The following is a 24892-nucleotide window of genomic DNA, read 5'->3' on the forward strand; positions in this document are numbered from 1 at the left end:
GGGGAACGGGTCAGAATACCGGTCGTTCGCCCTTGAGGGTGACGCGGAAGCCGGAGCGGGTCTGCGGGAAATAGTCCCAGACCGCGAGATGGTGGGTGCAGCGGTTGTCCCAGAAGGCGATCGAGTTCGGCCGCCAACGGAAACGCACGTGGAAGTTCGGATTGGCGCAATGGTCGTAGAGATAGGCGAGGACCGCCTGGCTCTCATTGTCCGAAAGCTCGTTGATCTTGGTGGTGTAGGACGAGTTGACGAACAGCGCCTTTCGCCCGGTCACCGGGTGGGTGATGACGACCGGATGGTTGTTGCGAGGGTAGGTCGTCTCATAGTCCTTGTAGAGGGCGTGATAGACGTGGTTGGCGTCATGTTCGGCCGTCAGTCCTTCCAGATAGGTCTTCATTCGATCCGACAGCGCCTCATAGGCCGCATACATGCTGGCGAACATCGTGTCGCCGCCGCACTCGGGGACGGTGTGAAGGCGCAGGATGCTGCCCAAAGGCGGCTCGGCGTTGCACGACAGGTCAGAGTGCCAGGACTCGCCCGCCACATATTTTGAGCTGGCGTCCGCGTGGATGGCGACGATCAGCGGATGGTCCTCGATGCCGGGCGCGCCGGGGTGAACGATCAGTTCGCTGAAGGCCCTTCCCAGCGCCATATGCTGCTCATGGTTGATCGGCTGATCGCGGAAGAAAATGACCAGATGGTCCGCCAGCGCGCGCCGCAGCTCGATCTTCTGCGCCTCACCGATGGGTTTAGTCAGGTCGATGCCGGAAATCTCGGCGCCGATCCGCAGGGTTACAGGTTCCACGGTGATGGTGCTGTAGGGTTTGGTCGCCCCCGCTGATGCGGGGGCGACCTGATCCTGGCGGGACAGCTCAACGGCGCTCTGTGTCATGATCGATGTCCTTGGCAGATCAGAATTTGTAGCCGATCGACGCGATCCACTGACGGGGCGCGATATAGGTGTCGCTGACTTGGGCGCTGCCGTAGGGGTCGCTGAAGCGTGAATTCAGGCCTTCCTCGTCGAATAGGTTGGACCCCGTCAGCGAGAGGTTCCACTTCGCCGCCTCCGGCTCGTACCGCAGGAAGAGATTCACCGTCGAATAGGCCGGCACAATGTCGGTCGAGGCTTCGTTGAACAGGCGATAGATGTACTCGCCGCGATAGACGTACTCTAGTTTGGCGGTTACGAGGCCGCCCGCGATCTTGTCCGAATAGGTCGTGCTGATCGAGCCCTGCCGCCCTGGAATCTTCGGCACATCGTTGCCGTTGATGTTTGAGCGGGCAGAGTCACGGGCCAAGGCGGCGTTGTAGAAGTTGGACCAGAACAGATATCCAGGGTAGCCGGCGTTGCTCTGGGCCTGGGTCGCTGAGACAGGGTCCAGAGCGAAATAGTCTTCGTCGAATTGACCCTCGGTGAAGGACAGGGTTCCGTCGAAGCGCCAATTCGATGTCGCGAGCCAAGAGCCCTCGAGTTCGAGGCCGTAGATCTCAGCACTGGGCGCGTTGCTGGTGCCCTCGTAGAATAGAACAGGGTCTTCCTCAAGAAACTGCATGTCGCTGTAGTTGTATAGGAAGGCCGCTGCGTTAAGTTGCAGGCTGTTGTCGAGGAACCGGTTCTTCGAGCCGACCTCGAAGGCGTCGACGGTTTCGGTTGCGAAGGTCGCTTTGATCGATTGCCAGTCCGTGCCGCTGTCGGAAGCGCTGTTCAGGCCGCCGGGCTTATAGCCGCGCGTGTAGCTGGCGTAGACCATGCTGGTGGGCTTGAACTGGTAGTTGAGTGAGGCCTTGCCGGTCACTTCCTCGGTGGTCAGGCCGGGGCGTGCGGTCGGCTGCAGGTGCGCGCCGGAGGTTAAGCCGGTGACGCCGCCGCTGTAGCTGTCGCTCGCGCCGCTGTATTCATCCCTGTTGTACCGCAGGCCAGCGGTTAGGGTCAGTTGGTCCGTCAGGTTGTAGGACCCCTGGAAGTAGGCGGCCCAGGACTCTCGCTTGATGCTGGATAGTTCCGCATAGGTCACACTGGCGACCGCAGGGTCGTCGAACGGGGTGTCCTTGGGAATGGCGGCGCGGGTGATGTTGTCGTCGTCGTCACGGTACTCGACGACATACTGCGAGTTTTCGGATTTCAGATAGACGACGCCGCCAATCCACTGGAATGGCCCGTCGGTTTGCGAGGCTAGGTTAAACTCCTGGGTGTAGGACTCGGTGTCTGACTGCCACAGCGGAACGTGGTCGTAGGCTGTGCCCGTGAAGATGCGGGGATCATAGGTCAGATCGTAAAAGAGATCCGCCGTTAGACCGTCGGAGTCCCATGCCTGCATGCTGTAGAGCTTTTGGTAGCTGGAGATCGACTTGAAGGTCGCCCAGGGCAGGTCCCATTTCAGGGTGGCGGAATAGAGATCGGTCTCGACGACCGACTTGCCCGGATAGTCCTGCGAAAGGATGCGAGGGTCGGTTTCGGGGTCGAGGATGTTTTTCTGCGCCGGCCCGTTGGTGTCGCTGTCATAGCTGATGGCGCTCAGGGTGATCGACAGATTGTCACGCGGGGCCCAGAGGGCTGAAACCTTCCAGCCCATCTCGTCGGCTTCGTCGAGGTCGTAGTGATCCGTTCCTTCGACGCCGGTCGCATAGGCATAGCCCTCGTGACGATAGGTCTGGACCGCGCCGCGAATGGCGAATGTGTCGCCCAGCGGAATATTGAGCGCGGCGCTGGTCTTGGTCAGCCCATAGTTGCCGACCCCGACCGACAGCGCGCCGCCGTAGGCGCCGAGTTCCGGCTGATTGGTTACGACATTGATCGTGCCGCCGGTCGATCCTTGACCGAACATGGTCCCCTGCGGGCCGCGCAGAACCTCGACCTGCGCCACGTCGATGAAGGCGGCGCTCGCAGCGATGGAGTTGAAGATATAGACGCCGTCGACGTGGTAGGAGACCCCCGGCTGGGTGTTGGTGTTCTCCGGCGTTTCCGAACCGATGCCGCGAATGGCGACCATGAGTTCACCGCCGCCGCTGCGGGCCACGACCAACCCTGGAACGACGCCGTTCAGGCCCGTGACATTGGTAATGTTGCCTTGCGCCAGAGTTTCGGCGGTGACGGCGGTGACGGCTATAGGCGCCTTTTGCAGCCCGACGGATCGGCGTTCGGCCGTAACGATAACCTCGGAAAGTTCGCTTGATTGCGGTTCCGTCACGGCGGTCGGATCGTCGACGGGCTCATTTTCAGCAGCGTGGGCGGCGGACGGCGCCAAGGCGACGACGGAGGCGGAAAGCAACAGCATCAATCGCGAATTTGCGACCTTACAGATTTGGCGGCGCATCAGCGTATCCCCTTTATCTCGCTGAGACAGGACGCTGTTGCGGCGGGCAAGGAGCGCCGAAACAGCGAAGCCAAGGTGTCTGTCTAATGGAGCGCCATCTTGATTTGGCACGTCCTATTTGTTGCTTGAAGCTCCGTCTGCTGAAGGTTGGATTGACTTGGGGAGGGTCGGCCACGAGAGAGGCGCACATATGAACACACGCGGGCGCGAGGCGGAGGTCTGGGGTTTGCGTGGCCCTTCGGAGACATGTGTGTGGCGAAACCCGACGATCTGATCCCGCGCTCTGGCGTGGAAAGCGCGGTCACACGCACAGCCCTGGAGGCATCGACATCCGATGACGACGCCACGATCCATTTCCTGCTTTTTTGATGAAGATCGAGTCTGACCATGTTTCGCCGTATCCGGCCTGACGGCTTTACCCTGCTGCTTATCGGCGTCGTGGTCCTGGCCACTCTGTCGCCGTGTCGAGGTCTCGTGGCGACCGGTTTCGAATGGGCGACACGGGCGGCGATCACCCTTCTGTTCTTTATGCACGGTGCAAAACTGTCCCGCGAGGCGGTGGTTCGCGGCCTTGGCGCCTGGCGGCTTCACCTTGGCGTGGCGGGGGCCACCTTCATCCTCTTTCCCCTGCTTGGGGTGGCGGTATCGCTTTTGCCCGACGGTTGGGTGTCCGCCGAGGTTAAGATCGGCGTCCTGTTCCTGTGCGCCCTGCCGTCCACGGTCCAGTCTTCCATTGCGTTGACGGCCATCGCCCGCGGCAATGTGGCTGCGGCTGTTTGCAGCGCCTCATTGTCCAATATCGCCGGGGTGGTTTTGACCCCCCTGCTGGTCGGACTGATGCTCCATGCTCAGTCCGAGGCGGGGGGCGACCTTCTAGGCGCTATCGGCAATGTGGCCGTGACCCTGCTGGCGCCTTTCGTTCTGGGCCATCTGTCGCGCCCCTTCACGGCGACATTCGTCGATCGCCACAAGCCCCTGCTTGGGCGTCTGGACCGGGGTTCCATCCTGCTGGTCGTCTACACCGCCTTCAGTGCGGCGGTGATCGAGGGCATCTGGACCCGGATGACGACGGGGGATTTCGCCGTCATTGCGGTGGTGGATGTCTTGCTGCTGGCGGCGGTCCTGACGCTGACGACGGTTGCGGCCCGCCTCGTCGGCCTGCCGGTCGCGGACGAGATCGTTCTGGTCTTCTGTGGGTCGAAGAAGAGCCTGGCCAGCGGGGTGCCGATGGCGGCGGCCCTGTTCCCGGCCGCCATGGTCGGGATCATCATCGTGCCGCTGATGTTATTCCATCAACTACAGTTGATTGTCTGCGCGGTCCTGGCGCGCCGTTACGCCGAACGGATCGAGGCGGAGCCGGCGCTGACGCACGCCCCCACCTGAAGCCTGTGCACGTCAGCCTGAGTTTTGTGCGCGTGAGGTCAAGACCTTCCGCGCCGTCAGGGCGATGTCTGGCCCTAATTCGGTTTTCAGGAGAGTGGGCGAATGGCGTTGATCTGCGACGGCGGTCAGGTGCGGCATGAGGTGAAGACGGGGGCGATCCATCACCTTCGTGCGACGCCAGAGACCGTGCACTGGGGCTATTTCCACCCCGAGATCAAACCGGCGCTCCGCGTGCGTAGCGGCGACCTGATCCAGGCCGAAGCCATCACCCACCATGCCGGCGACGCGCCTGAACTGATGATGGATGAGGCCATCACGCGAATCTTCACAGAGATCGATCCCTCGGACCGGGCGCCGGGCGTGCACATCATGACCGGCCCTATCTATGTCGAGGACGCCAAGCCCGGCGACATGCTCGAGGTCCGCTATTTTCGCATGACGCCGCGGTTCAATCACGGGTCCAACCTGGCGGCCAACTGGGGGCATCTCTACCAGGAGTTCGACGAAAAGGAGCGGGTCACCATCTATGAGCTCGATCCCAACGCCAACACCGCAAGTGCGCTTTATGCCTACGATTTTAAAGGGAAATATCTGACGCCGGGGACGATTACCCATTGTCCCGTGTGCGAGCGCCAGCCAGCGCTGAAGGGGGTCACGATCCCGGCCCGTCCACACCTGGGCACGGCCGGCGTCGCGCCGGCGTCCGACGACCGGGTCAGCACTATTCCGCCGGGTCTGCACGGCGGCAATATCGACAACTGGCGCATCGGTGCGGGGGCGACGATGTATTATCCCGTCCAGGTCGACGGCGCCCTGTTCTCGATCGGCGATCCGCACGTCAGCCAGGGAGACGGCGAAATCTCCGGCACGGCCATCGAGGCGTCGCTGGACGTGTTGTTCCAGATCGTCCTTCGCAAAGATTTCAGCTTCCCTTCGCCCCTGCTGGAAACCCCGACCAAATGGATTGTGCACGGGTTCGACGAGGACCTGAACAAGGCGATGAAGAACGCCGCCCTCGATATGCTGCACCTGTTGACCGAGCATCAGGGGTTGAGCCGTAACGACGCCTATTCGCTGATGAGCGTGGCGACGGACTTCGGTGTGACACAGGTGGTGGACGGCACCCAGGGCATCCATGTTCGCGTCGATCGGGGTATTTTCCCGAGCAAGGGCGTGGTCGTCGAGGCGCCCGAGATCAAGCGCGACAAATAATGGGGCGTTCTGAGATAATCCCTGCATTGACCACGGATACTTTGCGCCACTAGCGTTGCCGTGGCGTTGCGTCCTCCTCTTCCCCGTTGGACGTGGCGTCTCCGGGGATATCCAGGCTATGTATCAGTGCGGCTGACAACCAACGCCTATCCGAAGGAGCAGCGTCACGATGCGTGGCGATTTGCTCTAAAACGTGTTTCGCTTGAATGCCTCGACAGCGAAGAGGACATCTATGGCGAACTGGTCACCTTTCGGAGCGCCTTGGACATTCAGTTCCTCCGCGTCACGGGGTCGAGACAGTCGTTAGCGGTGGATTTCAGCGAGACCCCTGCCTGTGTCTGGCTGGTTCTGGTGCTGGAAGGGGAGGGGAGGGTCACCAGCGGGGCGACGCAGCAGGATCTGACCGTCGGCGCGCTGATCTGCGGCGGCGACCGGGTCGGTGTTCGTCTGGACATGACCGGGGATCATCGGCTGCTGGTCGTGCGCGCGCCCCTGACCTTGCCCAGTCTCAAGGCGCGGGCGACGCCCCCGTCGGTCATGACGGTCCTCGATGGTGAATCAAACCTGGGGCGGATGCTGGCAGGACTGCTGTTCTCGGTCGCGGACGCCATGGTCGACACCACCAATGACCAGATGCGGCCGGTCGAGACGGCCCTGCCGGAGTTTATCGCCTCCCTGCTGCTGGACAGCGCGCCCGACAAGGACCGCGGCGGCACGGCCGGGGGGCGGGCGGCGCTTCTCGAGCGGGTTTTCCAAACGATCGAGATCCGCCTGAGCGACCCGGACCTGAGCCTGCAGAAGGTGGCGCTCGAACACGGCATTTCGCCGCGCTATCTACAGAAGCTTTTCGAATCCGTCGGCGACAGCTTCGGCCACTGCGTGAAAACCCGTCGGCTTGAACGGTGTCGCCTGGACTTGGGCAGTCCGCTCCATGCGCAGAAGTCGATTTCGGAAATCTTGTTCCAATGGGGCTTCAATGATTCAGCCTCCTTCAGCCGTGCTTTCCGAGATCAGTACGGCGTCAGTCCGCGTCAATACCGCAAGGCGCCCGTTGTCTTGGAGGAGGCGGCGAGCGAGGCGCCCTTGCGGGGACGGCCGGAGTCGCTGAAGGAGCCGCGCAAACCTCAGCTTCGCCTGGCGACGATAGAAGACGTGGATGTCGAGCCGGTGATCCCCGAGCCGGTGATCGACCCGCCCGTCATGGGGGCGGAGGTTCGCCACCATTTGCTGCCGGCGACGCCGGAGACAATTCATTGGGGCTATTTCAGTCGGGGCCTGAAGCCTGTGATCGAGGTCCAGTCGGGCGACTATGTGACCATCGAAACCCTGACCCATCATGCCAATGACGATCCCGAGCGGATGGTCGATGGGGATGCGGGCGTGGAGTCGGTCTTCCGCTGGACGGCCGAGGGCAAGGCCGTTGATCGGCGCGGCGCAGGGCCGGGCGACGCCTCCGCCCTGGGCAGGGGGGCCGGCGAGGGGTTCGGCGTCCACATCTGCACCGGACCGATCGCCATTGCGGGCGCCCGTCCTGGGGATGTTGTCGAGGTTCGAATTCTCGATATCTCGCCCCGGCCCAGCGGCAATCCGCGGTTCGCCGGCCGGGCCTTCGGCAGCAACGCCGCCGCCTACTGGGGCTTCCACTACAACGATCTGCTGACGGAGCCGAAGCCGCGCGAGGTCGTGACCATCTATGAGATCGATCACCAGCACAGCCGGAGCTGCGCCCGGGCCGTGTACAACTATCGCTGGACGCCCCAAACCGATCCGTTCGGGATTGTGCACGACAAGATCGACTATCCCGGCGTTCCGGTCGATCTGGACACCGTAGAGCGCAATTTCGAAATCCTGCGCGATATCGAGGTGCCGATCCGCCCTCATTTCGGCGTCGTGGCCATGGCTCCGGGTCATGCCGATCTCGTAGACTCCGTGCCGCCGGCGAATTTCGGGGGCAATATCGACAACTGGCGCCTGGGCCCCGGCGCCAGCATCTTCCTGCCGGTCGCGGTCGCAGGCGGCCTTCTCTCGATCGGTGACCCGCACGCGTCCCAGGGCGACTCAGAACTGTGCGGCACGGCCATCGAATGTTCCATGACGGCCGTGATCCAGATCATCCTGCATCCGGCCAAGACGGCGCGCGAGCCGCTGAAGGATCTGGACTACCCGCTGCTAGAGACCGCCGACGAATGGGTCATCTTCGGCTTCAGCCACCCCAACTACCTGAAGGAGCTCGGCGCTGCGGCCCAGAGCGAGGTCTACAAGAAGTCGTCAATCGACCTGGCCATGCGCGACGCCTTTCGCAAGGCGAGGCGGTTCCTGATGACGACGCGGGGGTTGAGCGAAGACGAGGCGATTTCCCTGCTGTCGGTCGGCGTCGATTTCGGCATTACCCAGGTCGTCAACGGCAACTGGGGCGTCCATGCGATCATCCGCAAGGCCATGTTCGCCGGTTGAGGGCGGGCAGGGTCAACTTCGCGCGCGGCTGACGACAAATCGACCGATCTGCGAAGTGGTAGGCTTGCGCCAGATCATGCCTCCACCAGAAGTCGAGACCTAGAAATGAGCACCCTGACCGCATTGCCGCCCGTCACTGGAGCCGCCGCTTGGCGTGGGGACAGGCTCAGCAAGTCGCAGGACTGGGTCTATTTGCTCTCCCCGGAGCAACGGACCGAGCTGGAAGTTCTGGGCCAGCGTTTCGTTGAAGAGGATCCGGACCTTCGCTTCGTGCAGGCGGACGACTATCCGCTCGTGGCCTGCGCTGCGGCCATAGAGCAATGGGGCAACGACGTGGACCGGGGGCGTGGTTTTGTCCTGGTGCGGGGCCTGCGCACCGACCTCTATTCCGACGCTCTGTCAGCGGCGATTTACTACATCCTCGGCCTGCACATGGGCGACCCGATCCGTTTGAACGAGCTGGGCGATCTGATGGACAGTGTCTACGCCACCTCGACCAAGACTATGGACGACCCCACGGCCCTGTCGTCCAAAGTGCGCGACAAGCTGGTCTTCCATTCCGACAGTTCCGACATCGTCTCGCTGATGTGCCTGCGTCCGGCCAAGTCCGGCGGTGCGTCCTGCCTGGTGTCCGGAGCCGAGATCTACAATGAGATTTTGCGGCGTCGCCCCGATCTCGCGCCCCTGCTGCTCCAGCCGTTCCACTGGGATTGGAAGCGTCAGGATCATGAAGCGCCGGCCAACAGCTACACCTCGCCGGTCGTCAGTCTCGAGCAGGGGGTCTTTAGCATGTACGCGGGCAGCCTCTATATCCTGACCGCCCAGGAATATCCCGATGTGCCACGCATCACGCCCGAGCAGATTGAGGTGCTGCAGCTGTTTGACGAGATCACCTACGAGCCGGGCATGGCCATCGAGATGGATTTCCGGCCGGGCGATATTCAGTGGCTGTCGAACTACGCGGCCCTACATTCCCGCACCGAGTTCGAGGACCACCCCGAGCCGCAGCGTCGACGGCATCTTCTGCGACTTTGGCTGAGCCGCAATGCGGGGCGTCCCGTCGTGCCGGGCTTTGGCAAGAACGGCGTGGTGCAAGTGCGCGAAGCGCCGCGCGACGGCAAGTCCGAGCATCCCGACGCCTGGTTCAGCATCAAACTGGCGGCCGTGCCGCGTCTGATGTCCTAAACGGGCCCTGGTCGTGGAGCATTTCGACGTCCTCATCGTCGGCGCCGGTCACGGCGGCGCCCAGGCGGCGATCCAACTGAGGCAGGAGAAGTTCGAGGGCTCCATCGCTCTGGTTGGGGACGAGCCCTGGCTCCCTTATGATCGACCGTCGATGTCGAAGGACTATCTGTCGGGCGCCAAGACGTTTGATCGTCTGGCGCTGCGGTCGGCGACCGCCTGGACCGAACGGGACATCCTCCTGCGGCCGGGGGTCAGGGTCGTCGCTGTGGATCCGGTCGAGCGACGGGCGACGACCGACGCGGGCGACGTCCTTTCTTACGGGCGGATGATCTGGGCCGCCGGTGCGGCGCCCCGGGGGCTGACCTGTGCTGGATGCGATCTGGAAGGCGTCCATGTGCTGCGAGGGCGTGAAGACGTGGACGGTCTGCTGGCCGGTCTGGACACGGTGCGCGATATTGTCGTGATCGGCGGCGGCTATATTGGCCTGGAAGCGGCTGCGGCCCTGATCAAGATGGGCAAGCGCGTCACGGTGGTCGAGGCGAGAGAGCGGTTGTTAGCCCGAACCTCGGGCGAGATCGTCGCAAGGACCTTCGAGACCACGCATCGCAGCATGGGTGTCAATTTCCGCTTCAGCCTGTCCGTCGCCGAGTTGCGCGGCCGCGACGGCCGGGTCAGTGCGGTTGTTCTGTCCAATGACGAGGTGCTTCGCGCGGACAGGGTCGTCGTCGGCATCGGGGTGACGCCCGCCGTCCAGCCTTTGCTCGATGCGGGCGCGGATGGAGACGACGGGGTCTTGGTCGATGAGTTCTGCCGCACCAGCCTGGACGGCGTCTTCGCGATCGGCGATTGCGCGCGCCACGTCAATCCGTTCGCGGGCGTCGATCCGATCCGTCTGGAATGTGTCCAGAACGCCCATGACCAGGCGCAGACGGCGACGCGCTACATCTGCGGACGACCGGCTCCCTATGTGGCGGCGCCTTGGTTCTGGTCCAACCAGTATGACCTGCGTCTCCAGTCGGTGGGGCTGGCTCTTGGATATGATGCGGCGGTGGTGCGGGGCGATGCTGACAGCGCCAGCTATTCCGTCGTCTATCTTCGGAAGGGGCGAGTGATCGCGCTAGACTGCGTCAACTCCGTCAAGGACTACGTCCAGGGGCGCGCCCTCGTGGTCGGGCGCGCTGTCATATCCGAAGCCGCCCTGGCGGATGCGAGCACGCCTCTGAAAGCCCTGCAATCTGCGGTCGCCGAGGCCGTCATCGAGGGATGAGCCTTCGGGTCGGATCAGTCTTCGGGGGCTATAACGAAGGTGTGGCCGTCCAGGCCGCGGGTCAGTTTCAGCTGGCAGGAAAGACGGGATAACTCGGTACGGTAGTCAGAGGCGTCGAGCAGGTCGTTCTCGTCCTCGCCCATTGGTGCGACCAGGTCTGCGGTGTCGCGTCCCACATAGACATGGCAGGTGGCGCAGGATCGCGCGCCGCCGCATAGGGCGAGAAGCTCCCCGACCCCGGCGTCCCGTATGGCCTCCATCACAGAGACGTCCTCTGCGCCCTTCACCCGTATCGTCTCGCCTTCGCGCGTCACGATATTGATTTGAACCATGGGCGTAGCGACACTCGACTTGCTGGAGGCGGGGTAGGACGGTTGGGGAAGCGTTTGCGTCGCCGCCGTAATCGGGGATGCCTGACGAGAATCAGCCACTGACGACCGCCAGACGTGGCGTGACCGGAGGCTCGGGGTTGCGACGTTCCCACTCGGCCTTATAGCGCCGGATCAACCAGCTGTTCAGTCCGGCCTGGGCGCCTTCCTGCCAGGAATAGCGGCCGCGCTTGGCGTAGCGGGACTGCAGGCCGATCTGGACCTTGGCGTCGACGTCGAAGTCCTGGGCGATGATGTGTTGGGTGGCGATCCACATAGCCTCGAGCTTGTGCGGGAAGGAGTTGTCCTTCATCGCGCCCGGTGCGACCAGCAGGCCGGTGTCCATGTAATGGGTCTGGGGACTGTCGGGCCGCAGGATCATATAGATCACCACGTCGCTGGTCATGACCAGCGACAGGGTGGGGGGCAGGTTGGCGAAGGTCAGTCGGTTGCGCTCGACCTCGGTCAGACCCGGGAAGATCGGCAGCATAGCCTTTTGTGTGGCGTTGAAGCTCGCGTCGGGATGGGTCGAGCCATTGTAGCGTAGATAGCCGGCGGCTGCGGGGTCGGCCGGGGGGAATTCCGCCAGATTCGATGGCACGAAGTCGTGCAGCGGGCCATGGTGCAGGCGGCTGGCGTGATAGCCGTCGTTGTTGTTCTCAAACATGACCTTCCAGTTCCACGCCATCATCGGCGCTGGTTCCGGTCGGGGGCCTTCGGCATTGGCCAGGTCATATGGGGCGATCGCCTCGGCCACCTGGGTCAGGCGCGGCGCCAGCGCCTCGGCGTCGGGATCCAGATTGACGAAAATGAACCCGTGCCAAAGTTCGACTTTGAAGTTTGGCAGGCCGTGCGCCTTGCGGTCAAACTCGCAGGTCTTGTTCATCGCCGGAGCGGCGATCAGATCGCCATCCAGCGAATAGGACCAGTGGTGGTAGGGACACAGGAAGCCCCGAGCATTTCCGCTGCCTTCGGCCACGAGCATGGCCCGGTGCTGGCAGACGGATGACATCGCCTTGATCTCTCCCTTGCGGTTGCGGGCTATGACCATCGGCTCATTGGCGATCGTAGTGGTGAAATAGTCGCCCGGCTCCGCCAGCCAGCTCTCGCGCCCGACGCACAGCCACTCGCGCGCGAAGATGGCCTCCTTCTCGAACGCATAGAATTCGGCGTCCGTGTAACAAGCGGGGGGGAGCGTCTCGGCGGTCGATACGTCCTGCGCCGAGCTGTCGAGACCGCGGATGAATTCGGATGTGAGCATGGTCGTCATAAGGACATGACTAGGGTCGAGGCTGGCCGCACGTCTTGGCGTGTAACGAACAAAGATTTGGCGTCGTCACGTCAGTGCGGCGAAGCGGCCGCCTCCAGGGCGCCGAGACGGGCCGTGAACCGTGATCGCTTCATTCTGTCCGTGCCTTTCGAGGGGCGGACGTCAGGACGCTTCCCTGGGGAGCCGGAAAAACGCCGAGCCCGAACGAAAGGTCTCGTCGGGCGGCGAACTCAAAATGTAAGAAACATCGGTCTGGGCCATGCCCGCCAGAACGCGTCGTATCGCAACGCTGTTCTGGCCCGAGTGGCTCCGCGGGTAGGATTCGAACCTACGACCAGCCGATTAACAGTCGGCTGCTCTACCACTGAGCTACCGCGGAACTGCTCGGGAGGCGGGCCTATAGCAGCGGCCATTCGATTCGTGCAATGGGAAAAACGACGAATGCGCACGATCTCGATCAATGACCCTGAAGACCCCCGGATCTCCGGCTTTCGCGATATTCGCGAACGCGACCTGACGGGTCGCGACGGCCTGTTCATCGCCGAAGGGGAGGTGGTGGTGCGGGTGCTGGCGTCGGCGGCGTCGCTGTGCCGCCCGCGCGCCCTGTTGCTGGCCGAGAAGCGCGCGGACGCCCTGCGGGACGTGATCGAGGCGTTGGGGCAATCGACGCCCGTCTATGTCGCCGGTCAGACGGTTCTGGACCGGATCGCCGGCTTCCCCTTGCATCGGGGCATTCTGGCCCTGGGCGAGAAGCCGCGCGTCCCGCCGTTGGCGGAGATTCTCGCCACCGTAGAGAGCGACGACGTCTTCGTGATCGCGAGCGGGATCGGCAATCACGACAATATGGGCGGGCTATTCCGGAACGCGGCGGCCTTCGGCGCCCGCGCCGTCTTGATGGATCAAGCCTGCTGCGATCCCTTCTATCGCAAATCTATCCGTGTCTCGGTCGGGGCGGTCCTGCGAACGCGGTCTTCGGTTTCCGAGTCCGCCGAAGGACTGGTGGCGGAGATGCAGGCGCGCGGGGTCGAGGTGGTGGCCTTGACGCCGTCGGCGACCGAACGACTGGCGGATTACAGGCCTCGGGGGCCGGTCGCCCTGATGGTCGGCTCGGAGGGGCCGGGCCTGCCGCGCGCGGTGATCGAACGGTGCCGCGCGGTCGGCGTGCCCATGGCGGGCGGCTTCGATTCGCTGAACGTCGCCGTCGCCAGCGCCCTGGCCCTTCACCATGTGACCAGCGCTACAGCCGCCGCCTAGGCCCGCCGCTCACCAGGATGTGACGCGTTAAGGATTTGTATACCTTGTCGAGAGGCTGAAACTGTGACGCCATGCCTCCAGTTGGTGTGGGGGCGCGCAATGAACATTCTGTATTTTCTGAACCGAAACGGCCGGGCCGCGATCTTTGTCGCGGTCTGTGCTGCGGGGCTGGGCGCGGCAGGTGTGATCGGCTGGATCACCGCGCCGGTCAGCTGAACATCGCAGGCCTACAGGCCTAAATGAAAAGAGGCGCGGATCCTGGGATCCGCGCCTCTTGTTCTGTTGTCGCGATGGAGGCCTGACCGGGAATCGAACCCGGGTGCAAGGATTTGCAGTCCTCTGCGTCACCACTCCGCCATCAGGCCGCTTTATGTCCCGATTTCTCGGGGGCGGTCATCGCGAGGGGCGTTCGCTATCAGATCGGATTGTCCGCTGCAACGCACGGAACTATAAGCGCGCGAGATTTCCTCCCCTGACTATCGATTGAAGGCTGCCCAAAGATGGATTTTACCGCCGAGCGCAAGGCCATGGTCGACTCGCAGGTCCGCGTGAACGACGTCACCAATCACGAGATTCACCTGGCCATGATGGTTGTCCCCCGTGAGCGCTATTGCGCGGCGGACCGGGTTTTCGCCGTCTATTCCGACGCCTCGGTCGAAATCGCGGGTGATCGCAAGCTGATGCCGGCGCGCGACGTGTCCAAGCTGCTGCAGGCCGCCGATGCGCGCGAGGGCGAGAAGACCCTGGCCATCGCGGCGCCCTATGCGGCGGCGGTTCTGGCCCGCATGGGCCTGACGGTCACGGCCCAGGAAGCCGATCCGGCCGTGTTTGAGGTCGTGGGCGAGGCCCTGGCCGAAGAGGGTGTGGCCACGTCGGTCGCCCCCCTGGACACGGCTGTGGGCGAAGACTGGGACCTGATCGTCTGCGAGGGCGGCGTGGCGGCTGTGCCCGAGGCCTGGGGCAAGGCCCTGCGCATCGGCGGCCGCATGGTCCTGGTCGAACGTCGCGGCGCCATCGGCAAGGGCGCCCTGTATGTGAAGGGGCGTGAAGGCCTGTCGCGTCGTGAACTGTTCGATTCGTCGCCGGCCCTTCTTGCGGAACTGACGCCGGCGCCGACATTCGCGTTGTGAGGCCGACACGCGGGGGTTCGCCGTCTGCGTGAAAAAAACTTAACTGGCGTCAGATCGACTGAGGCCGCAGTTACGCTTGATGACATTCGGGCGCTCCCGGGGGCGTCAGGCAAGGACGGACAATGTTGAAACGCTCGCGTGTGCTGGCTTCGGCCGCTGTGGTGGCTCTCGTCGCAGGGCTGGGTGCGCCCGCCTGGGCCGAGACGCTGCAGGAAGCGATCGCCCTGGCCTATCAGACCAACCCCAGTCTGCTGGCCCAGCGGGCGAATCAGCGCGCCTTGGATGAAACCGTCGTCCAGGCGCGCTCGGGCCTGCGCCCGACCCTGAGCGCCTCGGCCGAGGTCGATTACACCCGCAGCGACTTCCCGGCCGCCACGCCGGGCGCCAGCTCGTCTTCGGATAGCGACGGGGCTACCGTCGGCGTCAGCCTGTCCCAGACCATCTGGACCGCGGGCCGGACCTCCCGGGCCATCGACCAGGCCCGCGCCAGCGTGATGGCGGGGCGTGAGAACCTGCGTGAGGTCGAGCAATCGGTCATGCTGTCGGTGATCCAGGCCTATGTGAACGTCTCCCGCGACATGGAAATCCTGCGCATTCGCCAGGAAAACCTCGCCGTGCTGCAACGCCAACTGGAAGAGACCAGCGCCCGTTTCGAGGTCGGGGAGATCACCCGCACCGACGTAGCCCAGGCGGAGGCCTCGCTGGCCCAGTCCGAGGCCGACCTGGCCAACGCCCAGGCTCAGCTGTCGATCACGCGCGCCGCCTATGCCGCCGTCGTGGGCCAGTCGCCCAGCGATCTGGAATCCGCCCCGGTTCTGCCGACCGTCCCGACCGATTTCGACGCCGCCATGGAAATCGCCCTGGCGCGTAATCCGGGCGTGCTTTCGGCCGGCTATTCGTTGCAGGCCGCCGAGGCCGCCGTCGCCGCCGCCCGGGCCGAATATCTGCCGTCGGTGCGCGCCACCGCCTCTTACGGCGGCACGGCCACCGATCTGGGCAATCTGGACGAACTGGCGGATCGCCGCAGCTTCACCGCCGGCGCCACCCTGTCGGTGCCGCTGTTCACCGGCGGCCTGAACCGGTCGCGGGTGGCCCAGGCGCTGGAGCAGGCCAACGCCGCCCAAATCGCCGTCGAGGGCGAGCGCCGCACCGTGCTTCAGAACGTCAGCTCGGCCTATGCCCAGGTCCTGTCGACCCGTGCGACCGTGGCCGCCGGCGAAGAGGCGGTACGCGCCGCCTCGGTTGCGGCGGAAGGCGTGCGGCAGGAGGCCCAGGTCGGCCTGCGCACCACGCTGGACGTGCTGAATCAGGAAGTGACGCTGCGGTCGGCCCAAACCTCGCTGGCCACCGCCCGCGCTGCGGAATATGTGGCCCGCGCCTCGCTGCTGTCGGCCATGGGGCAACTTGAAGGCGCAAGCCTCAACGCTGACCTCACGGCCTATGACGCCAAGGCCAACTATGACCGCGTCCGCAATCGCGGCGGTCTGCCGTGGGACGGCGTGATCGAGGCGCTGGACCGCGTCGCCTCGCCGCCCGTGGTCGACGCCGACGACGCGCCTGACGCGCCGATCGACACCCAGCTGAAGAGCGACGTGATCCGGACCGCGCCCGGCGCCTGACTTCGGTCGGGGGTCGAGTTCCAAAACGCCCGTTGATTCTGACGGGCGTTGATGCGACGACACTCATCGGGGTCGGAAAGGCTTGATCTTTCCAGCCCCAACCCGTGAATAGTGTCGGGGGCCACCTCGACGCCCCCGTTTCATCCCAGGCCTCTCCCAGGTTAGTCATGTCCGATCAGTCCGCCCAGGAACCCACCATGGAGGAGATCCTGGCGTCGATTCGCCGGATCATCTCGGAAGACGATGCACCGGCCGAGACGCCGGCCGCAGCAGCGCCTGCGCCCGAACCGGAACCCGAGCCCGCCCCGGAGCCCGCTGCGGCTGAGACCATATTTGAAGCGCCGGCTGAGGCTGAGCCCGAAGCGGCCGATGAGGAAGTGCTCGAGCTGACGGAGCTGTACGAGGCGCCGGCGGAAGACGCGCAGCCCGCAGAGACCATCGGCGATCTCGATATCGTCGAGACCGCGCCCGAGCCCGAGCCCCAGTTCGAGCCCGAACCTGAGCCCGTCGAAGCCGCCGCTGAGGCGCCCGCGCCGGCCTATGATTCGCTGGTCGGCGAAAGCGCCGCCGCCAGCGCGGCCTCGGCCTTCGCCGGCCTGGCCGCCTCGTTCAAGAAGCCGGAGGCTCCGGCGTCGGGCGACATGCCGTTCGTCAGCGGCAACACCGTCGAGGCCATGGTCGCCGAGATGCTGCGTCCGCTGCTGAAGGACTGGCTGGACAATAATCTGCCCGGCATCGTCCAGGCGGCGGTACAAAAGGAAGTCGAACGCATCGCGCGCAGCGCCTAGCCCTTCGCTTCACCGCAGACTATCGAGGGGCGGCTCCTGCGGGGGCCGCCCTTTGTCATTCAAGGCCGTCTCCCGGCCACACGACAACGATCAAAGAAGACCCATGCTCGAGAAGACCTTCGAACCCCAGGCCGCCGAACCCCGTCTGTACGCCCAGTGGGAAGAGAGCGGCCTGTTCGCGCCGCGCGCCGCTGCGGCCACGGACGGCGCCGCCGACGCCTATTCGATCGTCATTCCGCCGCCGAACGTGACGGGCAGCCTGCACATCGGCCATGCGCTGAACAATACGCTTCAGGACATTCTGGCCCGGTATCACCGGATGAAGGGCAAGGGGGTGCTGTGGCTGCCGGGCACGGACCACGCCGGCATCGCCACCCAGATGGTGGTCGAGCGCCAGCTGGCGGCCGCCGGGAACGTCGGGCGGCGCGACATGGGCCGCGACGCCTTCATCGACAAGGTCTGGGAATGGAAGGCCGAGAGCGGCGGGACCATCGTGCGCCAGCTGCGCCGGCTGGGCGCGTCCTGCGACTGGTCGCGTGAGCGGTTCACCCTGGACGAGGGGCTGAACGCCGCCGTGCGCAAGGTCTTCGTGCAGCTCCACAAGGAAGGCCTGATCTATCGCGACAAGCGGCTGGTGAACTGGGATCCGCATTTCCAGACCGCCATCTCGGATCTGGAGGTCGAGCAGCGCGAGGTGGACGGCGCCTATTGGCATTTCGCCTATCCGCTGGCGGACGGCGTCACCTACGAACACCCCGTCGCCTTCGACGAGGACGGCAAGGCGACGGAGTGGGAGACGCGCGACTTCATCGTGGTGGCGACGACCCGGCCCGAGACCATGCTGGGCGACACCGGCGTGGCGGTTCATCCCGAGGATGAGCGGTATGCGTCGATCGTGGGGAATGATGTCATCCTGCCTATCACTGGCCGTCGCATCCCAATCGTCGCGGATGAATATGCTGATCCGACCAAGGGGTCCGGCGCGGTCAAGATCACGCCGGCACATGACTTCAACGACTTCCAAGTCGGCAAGCGTGCAGGGCTGCGGTCCATCAACATTATGAACTCGTTCGGGCAAATTCTTAGCTCAGCCGATGTGACCTACCGCGAAATCCCCGGCACCGATGCGCTGGATTACGGTTCAGAGCTGTTCCTGATCGAAAACGAAATCCCGCGCGACCTTCAGGGCCTCGACCGCTTCGCCGCGCGAAAGGCCATCGTCGCTCGGGCCGAAGAAGAGGGCTGGCTGCGCGAGATCGAGAAGACCAAGCACGTCGTGCCGCACGGCGACCGCTCCGGCGTGGTCATCGAACCGTGGCTGACGGACCAGTGGTACGTCGACGCCAAGGTCCTGGCCCAGCCCGCGCTGAAGGCGGTGGAGCAGGGCGACACGGTGTTTGAGCCGAAGTCGTACGAGAAGATCTATTTCGAATGGCTGAGGAACATCGAGCCCTGGTGCATCAGCCGCCAGCTGTGGTGGGGCCACCGCATCCCGGCCTGGTATGGCCCGAACGGCGAGATCTATGTCGCGGAGACCGAAGAAGACGCCCGCGAACTGGCGATGGCGGACTATGATTCCGAGGTCGCCCTGACCCAGGACGAAGACGTGCTGGACACTTGGTTCAGCTCGGCCCTGTGGCCGTTCTCGACCATGGGCTGGCCCGAGAAGACCGAGGATCTGGAGCGGTTCTATCCGACCAGCGACCTAGTCACAGCGGCGGACATCATCTTCTTCTGGGTCGCCCGGATGATGATGATGGGCCAGCACTTCATGGGCGAGGTCCCGTTCAAACGGGTCATCATCAACGGCCTGGTCCGCGACGAGAAGGGCCAGAAGATGAGCAAGTCCAAGGGGAACGTCATCGACCCCTTGGGCATCATCGACGAACTGGGCGCCGATCCGCTGCGCTTCACCATGGCCATCCTGTCGGGTACGCGCGACATCAAGCTGTCGAAACAGCGGATCGAGGGATACCGCAACTTCGGCACCAAGCTGTGGAACGCCGCGCGCTTCAGCCAGATGAACGAGGCGCAGCGCGTCGAGGGCTTCGATCCCGCGACGGTCGAACAGACGATCAACCGCTGGATCCGCGGCGAACTGACCAAGGCCGAGCGGGCCGTGTCCGAGGCCATCGAGGGCGGGCGGTTCGACGATGCGGCGGGGGCGCTGTATCGGTTCGTCTGGAATGTCTTCTGCGACTGGTATCTGGAACTGGCCAAGCCGGTGTTCAACGGCGCCGATGAGGCCGCCAAGGCCGAGACGCGGGCCATGACCGCCTGGACCCTGGACCAGACGCTGAAGCTGCTGCACCCGGTCATGCCCTTCATCACCGAAGAACTGTGGGCCGAGCTGGGCAAGGAAGGTCCGGCGCGGGAGAGCCTGCTGATCGGCGCCGAATGGCCGGTGCTGCCGGACGGCTTCATCGATGCCTCGGCCGAGGCCGAGATCGGCTGGCTGGTCGATCTGGTCGGTGAAATCCGGGGTCTGCGGGCCGAGATGAACGTGCCGCCGGCGGCCAAGCCGCCGCTGGCTTTCGTTGCGCCCGACGTCGTGACGGCCGAGCGGATCGCGCGCCATCGCGACCTGATCCTGACCTTGGGTCGGGTGTCCGAGGTCGGATCGGCGGAGGCCGCGCCGACCGGGGCCGTGACCTTCGTTTCCGGTGGATCGACGGTCGCCCTGTCGCTGGCCGGGATCATCGATCTGACCGCCGAACGGGCGCGGTTGGAGAAGGAGATCGCCGTCTTCGAAAGCGATATCGGCCATGTGAACAAGAAGCTGGGCAATCCCAATTTCGTGTCGCGGGCCGCGCCGGAAGTGGTCGATGAACAGCGGGCCAAACTGGCCGAGGCCGAGGCGGGCAAGGTCAAGTTGCAGGCGGCGCTGGCGCGGCTGAGCGAGATCGGATGAGGCTGGACCAGCTTCTGGTCACGCGCGGCCTGGCGGAAAGCCGGGCCAGGGCGAAGGCGGCCATCGAGGCCGGCGGCGTCACCGTGGACGGGGCGCCGGCCAAGTCCGGGTCTCAGACCGTCGGCGCGAACGCCGCCATCGGCTATATTGACGCCCACCGCTGGGTCGGGCGTGGGGCGTTGAAGCTGGACCACGCCCTGACCGTCTGGCCCGTGGCCGTCGAAGGACGGGTGGTGCTGGACGTCGGGGCGTCCACCGGCGGCTTCACCGAGGTCTGTCTGGATCGCGGCGCGGCCAAGGTGTTCGCGGTCGATGTCGGCTTCGGCCAGATGCACGACCGGGTCGCAGCCGACCCTCGGGTGGTCAATCTGGAGCGCACGGATGCGCGCGACCTGACGCCGGAACTGATCCCGGAGGCGCCGGCGCTGGTCGTGTGCGACGCGAGTTTCATCAGCCTGATCAAGGTTCTGCCCGCTGCGCTGGATCTGGCGACAGCGGGGGCGGACCTGATCACCCTGATCAAGCCGCAGTTCGAGGCCGATGGGCCCGGCGGCGGCAAGAAGGGTGTGATCAAGGATCCGGCCGCCCATGCCGCCGCTGTGGAGCGTGTTCGGGACTGGCTGGAGGCGATGGGCTGGGCCGTGCAGGCCACGACCGAGAGCCCCATCACCGGCGGCGACGGGAACGTCGAGTTCCTGCTCTGGGCCAAGAAGCCAGACTAAACGCCCGATACCCCCTCAAATAACGGGCTCAAGTAGCGCGAAGCGCGATAGCCCCTCAAACAATGAGAAACCGCCGGAGGACAAGTCCTCCGGCGGCTCCCGTCACGTCGTCGATCTGACAGGGGGGCTGAAAATTAATCGACGACGCGATAGCGGCCGTACTGGTCGGGGCAGGTGCGGACGTAGCGGGTGTCCGTGCGACCATCGGGCAGACGGATCTGGCTTTCGGCCAGGCGGCATCCGTCTGAATTCTGATAGGAGTCGACCGGGCGAGAGCGGTCGTCGTGATCGTCGTCGCCATTGTAGGCGTAGTCGTCGCGGCGGTCGTCGTCGCGATAGGCCTGATCGCGGCTGTCGCGGTCGTCATATTCGCCGTAGCCCTGGCTGTAATAGCTGCTGGCGCCGTAGCTGCTCTGGTAGGTGCGGCAGGCGTCCGAGCTGGAGCGGCCGACCTGTGACCCGATCAACGCGCCGACGACGCCGCCCAGGATACTGCCTTCAGTGCGGCGACCACGGGCGGCCAGCTGCGAGCCGATGACCGCGCCGGCGCCGCCGCCGACCAGGGCCCCGGCGCCGGTGCGACCCTGGCGTTCGCGGGCGCAGGGGTCGTAGGCCTGAGAACGGCCGTAGTCGTAGGAGGGGGCGTAGGCGCCGGTGCCGTAGTTCTGGCTGTAGCCGTAGCTCTGAGCCGAGGCGGCCATGGGCGCGGCGACGGCGCCGAGGGTCAGGGTCGCGACGGCGGCGAGGGACTTGGTGGAGAGACGCATCTTCAACCCCTTGTGGTCGGACGTTCAGTTATGGGGCTGAACGGGTGGACCGGCTGTCTGTTGCATCAAGGTTTAGGGCCCCGAAGCTGAACGGCTTTTGAGCGCCCCGTTCATCTTCGTTCATGTTTTGGGGGCCTATCGCGCTTCGCGGCATCCTTGGTGGCCTATCGCGCATAGCGCTACTTGAGGCCGGTTGAGGCCGGCTGGTGTTCGGTCTCTTCTGTCGGCGCGCTTGGCGGGCGACAGCGGTGGGGCTAGAAGCCCGGCGATGCAGACCTTTACGATCAGCCGCGTCGGCGGACAGGGCGACGGCGTCGCCGAGACGCCGGAGGGGCCGGTCTTCGCCGGCCTGACCCTGCCGGGGGAGACGGTGCGCGGCCAAGTCGCGGACGGGCGGCTGGAGCAGGTCGAGATCGTCACGGCCAGTCCGGACCGGATCGCGCCGGTGTCGCCCCAGTACGGCGACTGCGGCGGGTGCTCGCTGCAACACTGGGCCGACAAGCCCTATCTGGAGTGGAAGCGCGAGCAGGTGCGGCTGGCCCTGGCGCGCGAGGGGATCGAGACCGAGATCGAGGCGACGGTGGCGAGCCCGGCTGGGACGCGGCGGCGGGTGGCCCTGCACGCGCGCCGGACCCAGGACGGCCGGGTGGTGCTGGGCTTCAAGGCGCGGCGGTCGTGGCGGCTGGTCGAGGTGCGGGAGTGCCCGGTGGCCGATCCCCGGATCATCCGCGCCATCCCGGCCCTGACCGAAGTGGCGGCGGCCTTTCTGGAGCATCCGAAGTCGGCGCCGACCCTGCACGTGACCTGGACCCTGTCAGGGCTGGACGTGGATGTGACGGGCGTGGAGCGGCGCTCGGGCGGCGGACTGTCGGCCGACGCCCAGATGCGGGCCATTGCGGCGGCGCACCGGGCCGATCTGGCGCGGCTGAGCCTGGCCGGCGACACCCTGGTGATGGCGCGTCAGCCGAAGATCGGCTTCGGCCCCGCCACCGTGCCCCTGCCGCCGGGGGGCTTCCTGCAAGCCGTGCCCCAGGCCGAGGCGGCCATGGTGGAGCGGGCCGTGGCGGCGGTGAAGGGGGCCAAGAAGATCGCCGACCTGTTCTGCGGCGCCGGGACCTTCACCTTCCCGCTGGCGACCGTCGCGCCGGTGATCGCGGCGGATGCGTCCAAGGCGGGGATCGAGGCGCTGAAGGCGGGCGTGGGCTCGGCCAAGGGGATGAAGGCGATCACGGCCGAGGCGCGCGACCTGTTCCGGCGGCCCCTGACCCCCTATGACCTGAAGGGGTGCGACGCCGTCGTGTTCGACCCGCCGCGCGCCGGGGCCATCGACCAGACGGCCCAGATCGCCGGGACCAAAGCCGCTGTCGTGGTCGGGGTGTCGTGTAATCCCCAGACCTTTGCGCGGGATGCGCGGGTGCTGATCGACGCCGGGTTCCGGCTGGAGCGGGTCACGCCGGTGGATCAGTTCCTGTGGTCGGCCCATGTCGAACTTGTCAGTATTTTCAAGCGGTAAGCCCTATGGATGATGAGCTGGAAGATGGCTTTCTGGGCGAAGACGGGGGCGGGTTCGACGCCGACGACTGGAGCCGGTTGACGCCCTTCGTCGGGGTGGTGGCGACGCTGGACGACGTCCAGGCGCGGCGGGCCGTCTTCGCCCTGGGCGAGACCGATGATCCGCGCCCCATCGCCATGGACCTGCCCCAGCCGGTGATCTGGTGGGAAGAGGACGGCGAACAGGCGGCGGTCGCGGTTCAGGCCGAGAGCCATCTGGGGCCGGACGGCGAAGAGATGGAGATCCTGGGCCTGATCCTGCCGGACGGGGAGGGGGCGGTGGCCCTGATGGAGGACGTCGATCTGGTCGACGACACCGACCCGACCTGGCGGGATCTGGTGACGCGGGCCGTCGATCCGTCGGCGGCGGACGAAGCCTGAGAAATTGCACACCGGATGAAATCGGGTGCAATCTGTGCAGTTTGCGACAGGTTGCTGTTTTTACTGGGGAAAACTTACCGCTGAAATTGCACTGTGCAATCTCGTTCAAATCCGTTCCGTCGCCGTGTCAAAGACCAGGGCTTGATCTTATCACAGCGCCGCAGGGCGCCGGGTTGATTGTCGGATTTACTTTCAAGCGTCTGAAAAGGCGGCTGATTGTTTTCAGAATTAGGAAACCTGGGCGGCCCTAGCCGAACAACTCCAGCTGCGGTCGAGCGTCGGCCGGCACGCGGAACTGGGTTTCGTCCAGCAGTCGCAACGGCGTATCCAGGCCGTAGCGTTTGACGGCGGCCTTGAAGCGGGCGCCGATCAGTTCGGCGACGGGGCCGGTCCCCTTCATCCGCTGGGACCAGTCGGCGTCATAGTCCTTGCCCCCGCGCGTCTGGCGGATCAGCGACATGACGCGGGCGGCGCGGTCCGGCCGGGCGTCGGCCAGCCACTCGCGAAACAGATCCTTGATCTCGAGCGGCAGGCGCAGGGTGACATACATGGCCCGCGTCGCCCCGGCCTTGGCCGCCGCCTCGAGCACCGATTCCAGTTCGTGGTCGTTCAGGCCGGGAATGACAGGCGCGAAGCCGACGCCGACGGGACATCCCGCGTCGGCGAGGCGGCTGATGGCCTCCAGCCGTTTGGCCGGGGTCGAGGCGCGAGGCTCCATGGCGCGGGCCAGGCCCCGGTCCAGGGTGGTGATGGAGACGAAGGCCGAGGCCAGGCCGGCCTGGCCCATGGGCCCCAGAATATCGGCGTCGCGCGCGATCAGCACCGACTTGGTGATGATGCTGAACGGGTGGTTGAACCGCCGCATGACCTCGAGGATCGACCGGGTCGATTTCAGCTCGCGTTCGACCGGCTGATAGGGGTCGGTATTGCCGCCTATGTGGATGCGTTTGCACCGGTATCGGGGGGCGAGGAAGGCTTGTTCCAGCAGACGCGCCCCCTCGGGCTTGAAGAAGATCCGGCTCTCGAAATCCAGGCCCGGGGATAGGCCCATCCAGGCATGGGACGGACGGGCGTAACAGTAGATACAGCCATGTTCGCAACCTTTGTACGGGTTGATGGAGCGGTCGAAGCCGATGTCGGGACTGTCGTTCCGGGCGATGATGGTGCGGGCGTGTTCGGGCGTGAGGGTGGTGCGCAGCGGCGCGGCCTGGGCGTCGTCGGTCGTCCAGCCGTCGTCGAACGACTCATGCTGCTCGGGCTCGTAACGGCCTGTCGCATTCGAACGCGCGCCTCTTCCCTTGGCGGATTGCATAAGG

General features: G+C 65.1%; 19 protein-coding genes and 2 tRNA genes. 13 read left to right on the forward strand and 8 right to left on the reverse strand.

Going from position 1 to position 24892, the window contains the following annotated elements; all coding sequences use genetic code 11:
• Positions 1-10: 10 nt before the first annotated feature.
• Both OU998_RS09635 and OU998_RS09640 read right to left on the reverse strand, forming a co-directional pair.
• Positions 11-892, reverse strand: a complete 882-nt coding sequence (locus OU998_RS09635) for a TauD/TfdA dioxygenase family protein (RefSeq protein ID WP_267513166.1) — start codon at positions 890-892, stop codon at positions 11-13.
• Positions 893-911: 19 nt separating this feature from the next.
• Positions 912-3275, reverse strand: a complete 2364-nt coding sequence (locus tag OU998_RS09640) for a TonB-dependent receptor (RefSeq protein WP_267513167.1) — start codon at positions 3273-3275, stop codon at positions 912-914.
• A gap of 426 nt (positions 3276-3701) precedes the next feature.
• On the opposite strand from OU998_RS09640, the gene OU998_RS09645 reads away from it, so the two are divergent.
• From OU998_RS09645 to OU998_RS09665, 5 genes are all read left to right on the forward strand, one after another.
• Positions 3702-4697, forward strand: a complete 996-nt coding sequence (locus OU998_RS09645; RefSeq protein ID WP_267513168.1) for a bile acid:sodium symporter family protein — start codon at positions 3702-3704, stop codon at positions 4695-4697.
• A gap of 102 nt (positions 4698-4799) precedes the next feature.
• Positions 4800-5909 (forward strand): acetamidase/formamidase family protein, encoded by a 1110-nt coding sequence (locus OU998_RS09650; RefSeq protein WP_267513169.1) that lies wholly within the window; start codon positions 4800-4802, stop codon positions 5907-5909.
• A gap of 309 nt (positions 5910-6218) precedes the next feature.
• Positions 6219-8363 (forward strand): acetamidase/formamidase family protein, encoded by a 2145-nt coding sequence (locus tag OU998_RS09655; protein ID WP_267513170.1) that lies wholly within the window; start codon positions 6219-6221, stop codon positions 8361-8363.
• A gap of 105 nt (positions 8364-8468) precedes the next feature.
• Positions 8469-9548: a TauD/TfdA family dioxygenase gene (locus OU998_RS09660; protein WP_267513171.1), complete on the forward strand. Its 1080-nt coding sequence runs from the start codon at positions 8469-8471 to the stop codon at positions 9546-9548.
• Between the two features lie 13 nt (positions 9549-9561).
• On the forward strand, positions 9562-10815 hold the full coding sequence (locus OU998_RS09665; protein ID WP_267513172.1) for an NAD(P)/FAD-dependent oxidoreductase: 1254 nt from the start codon (positions 9562-9564) through the stop codon (positions 10813-10815).
• Between the two features lie 14 nt (positions 10816-10829).
• On the opposite strand, the gene OU998_RS09670 is transcribed toward OU998_RS09665, so the two are convergent.
• The 3 genes from OU998_RS09670 to OU998_RS09680 all read right to left on the reverse strand — a co-directional run bounded on the left by OU998_RS09670 (position 10830) and on the right by OU998_RS09680 (position 12832).
• Entirely contained in the window at positions 10830-11147 is a 318-nt protein-coding gene (locus OU998_RS09670) for a 2Fe-2S iron-sulfur cluster-binding protein (RefSeq protein WP_267513173.1), read from the reverse strand.
• Positions 11148-11238: 91 nt separating this feature from the next.
• Entirely contained in the window at positions 11239-12444 is a 1206-nt protein-coding gene (locus OU998_RS09675; protein ID WP_267513174.1) for an aromatic ring-hydroxylating oxygenase subunit alpha, read from the reverse strand.
• Between the two features lie 313 nt (positions 12445-12757).
• Positions 12758-12832: transfer RNA gene (locus tag OU998_RS09680), tRNA-Asn, on the reverse strand.
• A gap of 62 nt (positions 12833-12894) precedes the next feature.
• On the opposite strand from OU998_RS09680, the gene OU998_RS09685 reads away from it, so the two are divergent.
• On the forward strand, positions 12895-13707 hold the full coding sequence (locus OU998_RS09685; RefSeq protein ID WP_267513175.1) for a TrmH family RNA methyltransferase: 813 nt from the start codon (positions 12895-12897) through the stop codon (positions 13705-13707).
• A 291-nt stretch (positions 13708-13998) separates the two neighbouring features.
• On the opposite strand, the gene OU998_RS09690 is transcribed toward OU998_RS09685, so the two are convergent.
• A tRNA-Cys gene (locus tag OU998_RS09690) sits at positions 13999-14072 on the reverse strand.
• A gap of 135 nt (positions 14073-14207) precedes the next feature.
• Between OU998_RS09690 and OU998_RS09695 the strand changes: the two genes are divergently transcribed.
• The 5 genes from OU998_RS09695 to OU998_RS09715 all read left to right on the forward strand — a co-directional run bounded on the left by OU998_RS09695 (position 14208) and on the right by OU998_RS09715 (position 20877).
• Entirely contained in the window at positions 14208-14837 is a 630-nt protein-coding gene (locus OU998_RS09695) for a protein-L-isoaspartate O-methyltransferase family protein (RefSeq protein ID WP_267513176.1), read from the forward strand.
• Between the two features lie 122 nt (positions 14838-14959).
• On the forward strand, positions 14960-16456 hold the full coding sequence (locus tag OU998_RS09700) for a TolC family outer membrane protein (protein ID WP_267513178.1): 1497 nt from the start codon (positions 14960-14962) through the stop codon (positions 16454-16456).
• A 167-nt stretch (positions 16457-16623) separates the two neighbouring features.
• Entirely contained in the window at positions 16624-17244 is a 621-nt protein-coding gene (locus OU998_RS09705; protein ID WP_267513180.1) for a DUF2497 domain-containing protein, read from the forward strand.
• A gap of 103 nt (positions 17245-17347) precedes the next feature.
• Positions 17348-20155, forward strand: a complete 2808-nt coding sequence (locus OU998_RS09710) for a valine--tRNA ligase (protein ID WP_267513181.1) — start codon at positions 17348-17350, stop codon at positions 20153-20155.
• Positions 20152-20877, forward strand: coding sequence for a TlyA family RNA methyltransferase (locus OU998_RS09715; RefSeq protein ID WP_267513182.1), 726 nt, complete (start codon positions 20152-20154; stop codon positions 20875-20877). Before OU998_RS09710 ends, OU998_RS09715 begins: the two co-directional genes overlap by 4 nt.
• Before the next feature lie 134 nt (positions 20878-21011).
• On the opposite strand, the gene OU998_RS09720 is transcribed toward OU998_RS09715, so the two are convergent.
• On the reverse strand, positions 21012-21644 hold the full coding sequence (locus tag OU998_RS09720) for a glycine zipper 2TM domain-containing protein (RefSeq protein ID WP_267513184.1): 633 nt from the start codon (positions 21642-21644) through the stop codon (positions 21012-21014).
• 268 nt (positions 21645-21912) lie between these two features.
• On the opposite strand from OU998_RS09720, the gene OU998_RS09725 reads away from it, so the two are divergent.
• Together OU998_RS09725 and OU998_RS09730 are read left to right on the forward strand one after the other, a co-directional pair.
• Entirely contained in the window at positions 21913-23157 is a 1245-nt protein-coding gene (locus tag OU998_RS09725) for a class I SAM-dependent RNA methyltransferase (RefSeq protein ID WP_267513186.1), read from the forward strand.
• Between the two features lie 5 nt (positions 23158-23162).
• Entirely contained in the window at positions 23163-23576 is a 414-nt protein-coding gene (locus tag OU998_RS09730) for a hypothetical protein (RefSeq protein WP_267513187.1), read from the forward strand.
• Positions 23577-23823: 247 nt separating this feature from the next.
• On the opposite strand, the gene OU998_RS09735 is transcribed toward OU998_RS09730, so the two are convergent.
• Positions 23824-24888, reverse strand: coding sequence for a PA0069 family radical SAM protein (locus tag OU998_RS09735; RefSeq protein ID WP_267513189.1), 1065 nt, complete (start codon positions 24886-24888; stop codon positions 23824-23826).
• Between the last annotated feature and the right edge of the window lie 4 nt (positions 24889-24892).

This window comes from Brevundimonas sp. SL130 (assembly GCF_026625805.1).
GTDB lineage: Bacteria > Pseudomonadota > Alphaproteobacteria > Caulobacterales > Caulobacteraceae > Brevundimonas.

What these genes read in the sequence shown, in the direction of transcription:
- OU998_RS09700 (WP_267513178.1), top strand. Translation starts at nt 14,960, where the DNA reads ATGTTGAAACGCTCGCGTGTGCTGGCTTCGGCCGCTGTGGTGGCTCTC.
- OU998_RS09695 (WP_267513176.1), top strand. Translation starts at nt 14,208, where the DNA reads ATGGATTTTACCGCCGAGCGCAAGGCCATGGTCGACTCGCAGGTCCGC.
- OU998_RS09730 (WP_267513187.1), top strand. Translation starts at nt 23,163, where the DNA reads ATGGATGATGAGCTGGAAGATGGCTTTCTGGGCGAAGACGGGGGCGGG.
- OU998_RS09675 (WP_267513174.1), bottom strand. Translation starts at nt 12,444, where the DNA reads ATGCTCACATCCGAATTCATCCGCGGTCTCGACAGCTCGGCGCAGGAC.
- OU998_RS09670 (WP_267513173.1), bottom strand. Translation starts at nt 11,147, where the DNA reads ATGGTTCAAATCAATATCGTGACGCGCGAAGGCGAGACGATACGGGTG.
- OU998_RS09685 (WP_267513175.1), top strand. Translation starts at nt 12,895, where the DNA reads ATGCGCACGATCTCGATCAATGACCCTGAAGACCCCCGGATCTCCGGC.
- OU998_RS09635 (WP_267513166.1), bottom strand. Translation starts at nt 892, where the DNA reads ATGACACAGAGCGCCGTTGAGCTGTCCCGCCAGGATCAGGTCGCCCCC.
- OU998_RS09710 (WP_267513181.1), top strand. Translation starts at nt 17,348, where the DNA reads ATGCTCGAGAAGACCTTCGAACCCCAGGCCGCCGAACCCCGTCTGTAC.
- OU998_RS09650 (WP_267513169.1), top strand. Translation starts at nt 4,800, where the DNA reads ATGGCGTTGATCTGCGACGGCGGTCAGGTGCGGCATGAGGTGAAGACG.
- OU998_RS09645 (WP_267513168.1), top strand. Translation starts at nt 3,702, where the DNA reads ATGTTTCGCCGTATCCGGCCTGACGGCTTTACCCTGCTGCTTATCGGC.
- OU998_RS09660 (WP_267513171.1), top strand. Translation starts at nt 8,469, where the DNA reads ATGAGCACCCTGACCGCATTGCCGCCCGTCACTGGAGCCGCCGCTTGG.
- OU998_RS09640 (WP_267513167.1), bottom strand. Translation starts at nt 3,275, where the DNA reads ATGCTGTTGCTTTCCGCCTCCGTCGTCGCCTTGGCGCCGTCCGCCGCC.
- OU998_RS09720 (WP_267513184.1), bottom strand. Translation starts at nt 21,644, where the DNA reads ATGCGTCTCTCCACCAAGTCCCTCGCCGCCGTCGCGACCCTGACCCTC.
- OU998_RS09735 (WP_267513189.1), bottom strand. Translation starts at nt 24,888, where the DNA reads ATGCAATCCGCCAAGGGAAGAGGCGCGCGTTCGAATGCGACAGGCCGT.
- OU998_RS09705 (WP_267513180.1), top strand. Translation starts at nt 16,624, where the DNA reads ATGTCCGATCAGTCCGCCCAGGAACCCACCATGGAGGAGATCCTGGCG.
- OU998_RS09715 (WP_267513182.1), top strand. Translation starts at nt 20,152, where the DNA reads ATGAGGCTGGACCAGCTTCTGGTCACGCGCGGCCTGGCGGAAAGCCGG.
- OU998_RS09725 (WP_267513186.1), top strand. Translation starts at nt 21,913, where the DNA reads ATGCAGACCTTTACGATCAGCCGCGTCGGCGGACAGGGCGACGGCGTC.